General features: G+C 36.6%; 11 protein-coding genes and 2 pseudogenes. 5 read left to right on the top strand and 8 right to left on the bottom strand.

From position 1 onward, the window contains the following. Positions 1-152: 152 nt before the first annotated feature. Positions 153-371: pseudogene (locus tag KS419_RS15870) on the bottom strand (zinc ribbon domain-containing protein); the annotation flags it as partial. A 7-nt stretch (positions 372-378) separates the two neighbouring features. Here KS419_RS15870 and KS419_RS15865 point away from each other — a divergent pair. Continuing rightward, positions 379-717 carry a hypothetical protein gene (locus KS419_RS15865; protein ID WP_217067376.1) on the top strand — a complete coding sequence of 113 codons (339 nt, stop codon included), beginning with the start codon at positions 379-381 and terminating at the stop codon, positions 715-717. A 108-nt stretch (positions 718-825) separates the two neighbouring features. Next, positions 826-1,221, top strand: a complete 396-nt coding sequence (locus KS419_RS15860) for a hypothetical protein (protein WP_217067375.1) — start codon at positions 826-828, stop codon at positions 1,219-1,221. A gap of 117 nt (positions 1,222-1,338) precedes the next feature. Here the strand turns inward: KS419_RS15860 and KS419_RS15855 are convergent, their stop codons facing one another. The 4 genes from KS419_RS15855 to KS419_RS15840 form a co-directional block, all read right to left on the bottom strand. Next, positions 1,339-1,578: a hypothetical protein gene (locus KS419_RS15855; RefSeq protein ID WP_217067374.1), complete on the bottom strand. Its 240-nt coding sequence runs from the start codon at positions 1,576-1,578 to the stop codon at positions 1,339-1,341. Further along, positions 1,578-1,769, bottom strand: a complete 192-nt coding sequence (locus tag KS419_RS15850) for a hypothetical protein (RefSeq protein ID WP_217067373.1) — start codon at positions 1,767-1,769, stop codon at positions 1,578-1,580. Before KS419_RS15850 ends, KS419_RS15855 begins: the two co-directional genes overlap by 1 nt. A gap of 130 nt (positions 1,770-1,899) precedes the next feature. Beyond that, the gene (locus tag KS419_RS15845; protein WP_217067372.1) at positions 1,900-2,475 is read right to left on the bottom strand and encodes a hypothetical protein; all 576 of its coding nucleotides are present in this window, start codon (positions 2,473-2,475) and stop codon (positions 1,900-1,902) included. A gap of 445 nt (positions 2,476-2,920) precedes the next feature. Then, a complete protein-coding gene (locus tag KS419_RS15840; RefSeq protein WP_217067371.1) occupies positions 2,921-3,214 on the bottom strand; it encodes a hypothetical protein in 294 nt (97 codons plus the stop codon). 243 nt (positions 3,215-3,457) lie between these two features. On the opposite strand from KS419_RS15840, the gene KS419_RS15835 reads away from it, so the two are divergent. Continuing rightward, the gene (locus tag KS419_RS15835; RefSeq protein ID WP_217067370.1) at positions 3,458-4,060 is read left to right on the top strand and encodes a helix-turn-helix transcriptional regulator; all 603 of its coding nucleotides are present in this window, start codon (positions 3,458-3,460) and stop codon (positions 4,058-4,060) included. A 118-nt stretch (positions 4,061-4,178) separates the two neighbouring features. Here the strand turns inward: KS419_RS15835 and KS419_RS15830 are convergent, their stop codons facing one another. Then, positions 4,179-4,799 carry a hypothetical protein gene (locus KS419_RS15830; RefSeq protein ID WP_217067369.1) on the bottom strand — a complete coding sequence of 207 codons (621 nt, stop codon included), beginning with the start codon at positions 4,797-4,799 and terminating at the stop codon, positions 4,179-4,181. A gap of 306 nt (positions 4,800-5,105) precedes the next feature. Here KS419_RS15830 and KS419_RS15825 point away from each other — a divergent pair, with 306 nt between their 5' ends. After that, the gene (locus KS419_RS15825) at positions 5,106-5,999 is read left to right on the top strand and encodes a hypothetical protein (protein ID WP_217067368.1); all 894 of its coding nucleotides are present in this window, start codon (positions 5,106-5,108) and stop codon (positions 5,997-5,999) included. A 180-nt stretch (positions 6,000-6,179) separates the two neighbouring features. Further along, complete coding sequence (locus KS419_RS15820) at positions 6,180-6,827, top strand: hypothetical protein (RefSeq protein WP_217067367.1); 648 nt, start codon at positions 6,180-6,182, stop codon at positions 6,825-6,827. On the opposite strand, the pseudogene tnpB reads toward KS419_RS15820, so the two are convergent. Together tnpB and tnpA are read right to left on the bottom strand one after the other, a co-directional pair. Continuing rightward, positions 6,817-7,737, bottom strand: a pseudogene (gene tnpB / locus KS419_RS15815) (IS200/IS605 family element RNA-guided endonuclease TnpB); the annotation flags it as partial. The gene KS419_RS15820 and the pseudogene tnpB sit on opposite strands and share 11 nt — an antisense overlap. Positions 7,738-7,747: 10 nt before the next feature. Beyond that, complete coding sequence (gene tnpA, locus KS419_RS15810; RefSeq protein ID WP_217067366.1) at positions 7,748-8,110, bottom strand: IS200/IS605 family transposase; 363 nt, start codon at positions 8,108-8,110, stop codon at positions 7,748-7,750. Position 8,111: the final 1 nt, after the last annotated feature.

Raw genomic sequence — 8,111 nt, 5'->3', positions numbered from 1 at the left:
TTGAACTACTCACCACTTAACACCCTTTCGGGTTGTTAGAAGTGGGAGATTCTTGGGAATAGAGCGTACTTGTTAGCGTATTTCTTTGCCAACAGAGGTTTCTCTTATTGACCAAGCTATCCCCGTAGATTCCTACGGTTCTATTTTTTTGTTTAAGCCAAAACTAAGGTTCTTAAACCTTCGGCTAGGATATTTTTGCTGGCATTTATATCTCTATCGTGATGTTCGTTGCAAACAGGACAAGTCCAATCCCTTATTTCAAGAGATTTCTTGCCATCTTGATGTCCACAATCGGAACATATTTGACTAGACGGAAACCATCTGCTTATTTTCACGATTGTTTTACCATACCATTTCGCTTTGTATTGGAGGTGTAATATGGAGGATCAAGAACTAAACGTTCGTTTTAACTTTAATTTAACAGACGAAATTTTTGAAGGGTTAGAATTATACTCATTTGTATTATCGCCGTTATATTCAAATCTAGGAATATTAATCATGACAGAGGATTTCGAAATGAACAGTACCTATATAGTCATAAGATTCTATGTTTTAAGGAAAGGTCCAGACGGTGCTTTTAGCATAGAGGATGAGTTACAACCATTAAGCTTTAATAGTCACGAGTCAACTCAATACTTCTTAGAATCCCTCCCTAATATGTCTGCATTAGATTTATTAGTCGCGATGAATCAATCTTCTGTTAAGTATTCCATGTAATTATTTACTTAAAAGAGGAGAAGTAACTAAACTTCTCCTTTTCTAACTTAATTTTTATCCGTTCTGTTTAATGATCCTCCCTTACATCCCCGAAAGGAGCTACATAGCATGAATATATTAATCTCCAATAAAGAATCAGAATACATGACCTCGGCTTACAAACTACTTTACGAGATTGAAACTACATTAAAGTATACGGTCCACAAAATTTATTACAAAAAATATGGTTTTGATTGGGAAAGAAAGCTGAATGCGAAGAAGTCATTAGATAAATATACGTACCCACAAGTTCTTTCTTTGTTTTACTTGAATCATTTACAAGGTTGCTTCGAAGTTCCTCAGTTAGAACTCCTCCACAAACTATGTCCAATTAGGAATGATATTGCCCATATGCGTCCGATAACACAAACAGAGTACCAGCTTTTATTGAGTTGCCATTTCTTTATTACAGAAAAAGTCCGCCGAGAAAATCAACTCTTATTACATTCTATTGAACAGCCCTGAAAAAAAACAACGCTTCACATGAGAAGGATCACCTATGGATGAACAGAAGTGATTCGCCCTAAACATTCTATAGCATGTTTAGTTATATTTATATAATGCGGATGTTGAACCTCTACCCTATTCATTCAACATCCGATTCGCATCATACGTATAGTCTGTAAGGAGACTAAACAAGGGTTGACATCTTTCAGGGTGATTTACTACTTCTGTAGCTTGATGTATGGTAACAAGTAAGTGTAAAAGGACTTCTTCAAGTTCTTCTTCTGTATATTGGTTGGAGTTTATTTTTCTTTCCATTTCCCTTAGATTGGACTGGATACTTCCAATATCTAAAATCACACTAGCAGCATCTCTCATCATGCAATCCACTCTAATCTTCTTAAATACTTGATGTGCTGATACACTGCACTGATGCTCCGATTAGACAATAAAGAATTTCCGGCTATCACTTCCGCGATTTGAACGTCACTTAGGTGGTCTAAGCCATTAACCATGTCAATGATGTACTGATCCTGATTAACCTTCCACGTATTTCCCTTTTTCCTCACTACACTCATTCCTTCCATTGTTAGTTTAAGACTATCTTATTATCGAAAAACGCTCCTTAAACCTTATATAAGTATTATATGAAGTGTCCCAACCATTGGTATAAAAGGATTTTCAGCAGAAAACTTTTTTTTAAAATGAGTCTAATAATAACGTTTTTATTTTTCCGATGTTATCTTTTCGTCGCCTTTGCATACCTCCTGTACCAATATCCCTAATTACGAAGAGTGACTGCAGTAGCTTGATCGCATCTTCATCAGACAAATCAGGCTCCGTTGCTGTTGGTCTGTATTCCTCTGGGATAGCAGCATCCTCGTCTCCATCTTCAAATAATGCGACCATCTTAGCGTCAGGAACAAAAAGGTCAAACATGGTTGCAGTAAGTAGCGTAGACTCTGTTCTTGTATACATTGCCCACTCTTTATCGTGATATAGTCGTTTTGACAGATAGGAGAATTGACGGGCGTTAATCTGGTTAGCATCGGTGTTATTCGGAACTCTAATCCTAAAGTAAAAAATGATTTCGTTTTGTGGTGTGATCTCAAACAACTGTATCTGTCTATCAGGCTTAAAATGTTTGTTAAAGGACTTTATGGCGTAAACAATATCCCTTGTGGCTTTGGGTGAGGTAAAGTTAAACTTTTTCCCTTCATCATTCGGGGTTTTTAGTTCCATGCATACATGGTAATAAAAGTAATTATTACTCATTTTCATTCCTCCACATTCTTCTTTAATTTTTCAATATCCTATAATTATGTATTTTATAGATAATTAATATAAAAGTCAACTATTAAATATCTATTTATTGTTTTGCGAAGGGGATGTGAATGACAAAAATCCCCCAACCTGGCACAAAGTACACAGAGGGGGATTGAAGTGTGAAGTGAAATATATAAAGACATTATCTTTTCCTTTCATAAGTAAAAAACATTACGAATTTAACTGATAACCTGAATATCATTGCAACCAAAGCATGCGACTACTTTACTCTCTCCACTTTCCTTCTCTGCGTAATGAACGCGCAACTCCTCTTGCATCATTGATACTCACGGTTCATTTTTTAGGACCACCCCACTGCTTAAAAATCTCCATTACGCACTCAACGAATGCTGTAAGCCCAACCTCTGCACCTTTTGCAAATTTTTCCTTCATATTACTTCTCCTCCTTTAAAGAATTACTTATGATTTTCCCAACCTTGTTCCCACCCATTGCTCCAAACGCCAAACCTGAACCAGCTCCCACCATAACACCAATACCGTATCCAAGTCCTGCACCAACGGGACCTCCAACTACCATCCCAATCCCAGCCCCTATGGCTGCTCCAGAAACACCACCAACAGCACCACCAGATGCAGTCCCAACGGTAACACTTGTTGTCCGAACACCAAAATCAAGGACGGGACCCTTTTTTTCTTTTACAAAATCAACCACATTAGCCATTTCCATGAAACTCCACTCCTTATTTTAGTTTTAGTGTGACGTTTTCTATTGACTTCAACAATTCCGTAAAGATGATCTTGAATAAGTTGTTATTCATTTTTTCAACCCCTTCCAACATTTTCTTTTTATCTCAGTTGTATTATACCCAACCTTTAACACAATGTAAACATTTTTACATTAAGTTTTTTATTTTATTTTTTGAATGATTATTTACTTTGTGATAAAATACTATTAAAGAGGTGTTGAATAATGAATAAATCCAACGATTACTTATATTTGGTCGGCTTAAACCTCGAACAAATACGGGAATTATTAAACCTAACACAGGAGGAATTAGCCACAAAAATGGGCGTAAGTAGGCCCACTATCGTGAAAATTGAACAAGATCCATCTCGGTTGAACAAACAATTAGCTTTTGCCTTCTTTGTTGCTGTCACTTACGAAATAAGAGTGAGAATCAGAAAGGTAGAAGAATTGGATCCTCGTGCTTATAGCACACCAGAAACCATAGGGAAATTTACTAATGCCATAAGTGGGGCATCATTGATGCCAATAAACAACCTATCCAAGATTGCCCCCACTACTCTTGGAAAAGTAGGTGCAGGCATTGGTTTTGCAATTGCGGCTGCTGCCGGCCAAAAATTCGCAGAAAGATTAATGAAGAAAAAAGCATCAGAAGACGACCCAAGACTAGAGATAAGTTGGGATGAAGAAAAAGCAGAAAAGATGATTAAAGTAGTAAAAAATAGGATCTTTAAAGCTCATGACAGTATTTTGGATTGCTTACACTTAACCTCTTTTGACATAATACGATTTGTAGAAAAGGTAGAAGAGGGAGAAACGGCGAAATGAAGCACTGTACCCTTTATGTAACGTAGACAAAGCCCCAAAACGTGAAATACGGTTAATGACAAACTCCCCCTTTGGTGAACAATCCGAAGGGGGAGTTTGTTGTATCAACTACGCTTTTTTATTTTGAAAATCGAAGAAGCTCTACAGCTGCTGCTAAACGCCGGTCCGGGTCAGTAGAATCCAATTCTTCTTCTAATACACGCAACGCCTTTTGAATGATTTCTTCAGGAACAGTGGGAACATCCACTTCAGTTTGGAAGCTCCCAGTTTCATCGAAGGAATCTAACTCGGCCATTTCAACAGGGTACTTAAATTGCGTTAATGTTCCGCGATTTCTTAAGAGTTCTTGTACCTTATCATTCAAATCCCGCCGTGGAATAAATTTTGTCCATTCCACACTTCGTTGATGGCACATGCCATCCTTCTTATTGTCATAGTTCTCTTCGTAACGATAGGGACCAACAACACCAATATGAACATGGTCATTCCTGGTGGAGGACATTAACACAATATCCCTTTCCTCCATTGTATTGACAAAGGCATTGACAACACCTAGACAATAACCTAGCTTCTGCCCATCGTATGGATAGTTATTTTTTAACCTTTCCTTAATTTCTGCTCGACCCACCCCTGTTAAATCTCCAATTCCTGGCCAACCGATAGCGATAAATTTGTCATGAATAAACTCTGCCTCTCTGTCAGTACCATGTGGTTTCGTTTTGATTTGAAATATATTCAACGCAATACCCTCCCTTACCGTTAGAGACCCTAACGGTTTATTTGGTTTTATTATATACTCTCAACAACCCTTTGTAAACCCTTAACAACCCTTAGGGTAATTAAAAGCGTTCGACGCTTTTCGTCCGATGGTAGAAATGTCATCCTAAAGGGGCTTTTCCATGCTACAATGGAAAAAGCAGGAATTCCCTAAGAAACGTCAGAACTATTTATTTTGCATAAGTAGTTGATGCTACTTTTAAAAAGAACTTTCTAACTTAGTGAACAAGGTTATTTCAAAAAAAATTATTATAACAGGGGGATAAGGATGACGGAGATAGAGCAACATGCACATAGGAACTTTGAGGTGTACTTAAAAGAAGGGACAGTTGATAAGTATTTACACGGAAAAGAGAATGATAAAGATAAGATTATTGATCAACTAAAAGTTATCTTTACTTATGCTTTTATTTATGGATCAAATTTCACTAATAAAGTAAAAATAAATTATTCTAAGGTTCGAGAAGACAAAATAAATATGTTAGATAAATTACTCGAATTTGGTGATGGCATTAAAGTGTTAGGTACTTCTGTTTTTGATAGAGCTTTTGAAGAGGGATGCAATAAGGACAAAAGTTTTATTGAACCTCCTTATTACTCTATTAAAATTGAGAAAAGTGAAAACGATTTTTTTACAACATATGATTATAATACAAAGTCATTGAAAGTTTACAAATCTATTATTAGTAATGATTTCTTTAATGCATTGAACGAGACAAATAAAGATAAAGCTATATATAAGTTAACCGATACCATAGCAGATAAAGATAAGTTTAAAGACTTAATAGCTAATAATGAGTGGGGATCAAAGTTTATTTTTAAATATCTATTTCCGGTCTATACGAATTGTTTATACATATTTGTTTTTGATTATATCAGGTCTGACTCTGAAGTAACTAGAACAGTAAACCAGGCTTCAAAAAAAAATCAAAATATACTCGATAATTTGAAAAAAGAACTAAAAAATATGGGTTACACCGATGATATAATTGATTTCCATTTAGAAATTGCGAGTGAGATTAGTAGGGCAGCATATAAATTATCCATTAAACAAGATGTACGAGAATTAATGAGCTTTATTTATGGTAATAAAAAGTATAGAGACAATGAAGACGGTATTTTAAGATTAGAGACATTTATTTCATCTAATATCGAAGGATGATATAAATGAAAACGGGGACGGAGCTTTACAGTTTTCGCCCCCTTCTATTTCATTGAATCATCTGTACAACTTAAACGACGATCAGGGTCAGTATAATTGAGTTCTATAATTATAATATAATCTACCCGAGAACCGTTTCTTCTCGGGTAGATTTTAAGGAGCCAAAGGAAGTGATTTTTCATGTCCGAACTTCAAAAACCGAACCATCTCCCAGCCGCCATCGAAGCCATCGATGACCGGGCCAAATACTTTATGGAGAAATCCCTATCAGAAAAAACGAAGAAGGTGTATACCCAGGTGTGGCAAGAGTTTGAGTCCTGGTGTCTGGAGCATCGGTTTACACCTTTACCCGCCATACCAGAAACCATCGTCCGATACATAACTGTTCTTTCCGAGAACAACAAACCCGCGACCATTAAAAAGAAAATGGCGGCCATTAGTCAGGCCCATAAATCGGTCGGCTTACCTAGCCCTATGGAACATGAATTTGTACGGAAGACCTTTCGCGGGATCCAAAAAGAGAAGGGAACGAAGCAAACGAGGAAAAGCCCATTGCTTTTAGAGGAGTTGCAAGAGATACTCAGCATCATTCCCAACACCAAAACGGGCCTAAGGGACCGGTGTTTGTTAATCATTGGGTTTGTGGGAGCCTTGCGCCGGTCGGAACTAGCCGTCACTCGTGTGGAAGATCTAGAACGAACACGGGAAGGAATCGTGGTTCATATTGAGCGAAGTAAAACGGATACCTTGGCCGAAGGGCAACAAGTGATTCTTCCCTATGGTAGCAATCCCAAGACTTGTCCTATCCGCACGCTAGAAACCATTTAGTTACAAAGGCAGACCATGATACATCAGAGATTGATTTTGCTAATTTATGATTGCGTAACATTCCTTTGGTGTTCAAGTCTTCGATACAGACAATATCGTGGTTTTTGATTATTTCTGTACTTAACTTGTTAAGAAAATCGTCACGTTGGTTCATTACTCTCTCATGCAATCTAGCAACTTTTCGCTTTTGTTTCTGATAGTTTTTTGCATCAAGAAGGTTAATATTATTGTTTTTAGCATTTAACGCACGTCTTGAAAGTTTTCGCTGTTCACGTTTTAGTTTCTTTTCCATTTTTGATGTGAATTTATTATTGTCAATCTTGCGACCATCAGAAAGAATGGCAAAGTCAGTGATACCTAAGTCTATACCAATAGATAATTCCGTTTTCTCCAATGGTTGCACTTCTATTTCTGCAAGAATTGATACAAAGTATTTACCACTAGGATTTCGTCTAACAGTAGCATTAAGGATACGACCATGTACTTCACGACTTTTGGCAAAGCGAACAAGACCAAGTTTCGGCAATTTGATTTTGTTGTCTACAATGGTAATGTTATTGTTTGTTTCTTTAGTCGTGTAGGATTGTACTTTATTCTTTTTAGACTTGAAGCGTGGAGCTTTATTTTGTTTCTTGAAGAATCGAGTATAAGAATCAGCAAGGTTTTTCAGTGAGGATTGAAGGGCAATGCTATCAACTTCTTTTAACCATACTAATTCCTTTTTTAATTGTGTTAATTCAGCAGAACAAGAATTGTAAGTTAATCCTTTGCCAGTTTCTTTGAATGTATCGTTCCATTGCCCTAAAAAGCGATTATATACAAAACGACTACATCCTATTGTTTTAGCAATTAAGATTTCCTGTTCTTTGGTTGGATAGATACGAAATTTGTACGCTTTGTTGACTAACATTGTTTTCACCTCACTTTAGACCTTGATTTTCAATGTACTTTTTAACTACATCGATTGGAGATCCACCAGTAGTTAGTAAGCAAAAACTTCTCGACCAAAACATTTCTTTCCATAGCTTTTTTCTTATTTGTGGGAAGTCACGTTTTATCAGACGAGAACTTGCACTTTTATAAGCATTTATGAACTTTGACAATTCTGTATTAGGGTGTGCTTTGAACAAGATGTGAATATGGTCTTTATCATGATTCCATTCGACTAGGGAGATATTATATTTCTCGCCTAGCTTTACAAACATATCCTTAGCATAGTCAGATACTTTATCATCAAAGACTTCTCTGCGATATTTTACAACTAGCACAAGATGGTAATACATT

The sequence above is a fragment of the Evansella tamaricis genome, assembly GCF_019042215.1.
Lineage (GTDB): Bacteria > Bacillota > Bacilli > Bacillales > Salisediminibacteriaceae > Evansella > Evansella tamaricis.
The sequence above is the reverse complement of the archived record's forward strand: the minus strand, read 5'-3'. Positions and strand labels throughout refer to the sequence as shown.

Bases quoted from the DNA above. Each gene is read 5' to 3' on its own strand.
- tnpA (WP_217067366.1), bottom strand. From the start codon at position 8,110: ATGTATTACCATCTTGTGCTAGTTGTAAAATATCGCAGAGAAGTCTTT.
- KS419_RS15865 (WP_217067376.1), top strand. From the start codon at position 379: ATGGAGGATCAAGAACTAAACGTTCGTTTTAACTTTAATTTAACAGAC.
- KS419_RS15845 (WP_217067372.1), bottom strand. From the start codon at position 2,475: ATGAGTAATAATTACTTTTATTACCATGTATGCATGGAACTAAAAACC.
- KS419_RS15860 (WP_217067375.1), top strand. From the start codon at position 826: ATGAATATATTAATCTCCAATAAAGAATCAGAATACATGACCTCGGCT.
- KS419_RS15840 (WP_217067371.1), bottom strand. From the start codon at position 3,214: ATGGAAATGGCTAATGTGGTTGATTTTGTAAAAGAAAAAAAGGGTCCC.
- KS419_RS15820 (WP_217067367.1), top strand. From the start codon at position 6,180: ATGTCCGAACTTCAAAAACCGAACCATCTCCCAGCCGCCATCGAAGCC.
- KS419_RS15835 (WP_217067370.1), top strand. From the start codon at position 3,458: ATGAATAAATCCAACGATTACTTATATTTGGTCGGCTTAAACCTCGAA.
- KS419_RS15825 (WP_217067368.1), top strand. From the start codon at position 5,106: ATGACGGAGATAGAGCAACATGCACATAGGAACTTTGAGGTGTACTTA.
- KS419_RS15855 (WP_217067374.1), bottom strand. From the start codon at position 1,578: ATGAGAGATGCTGCTAGTGTGATTTTAGATATTGGAAGTATCCAGTCC.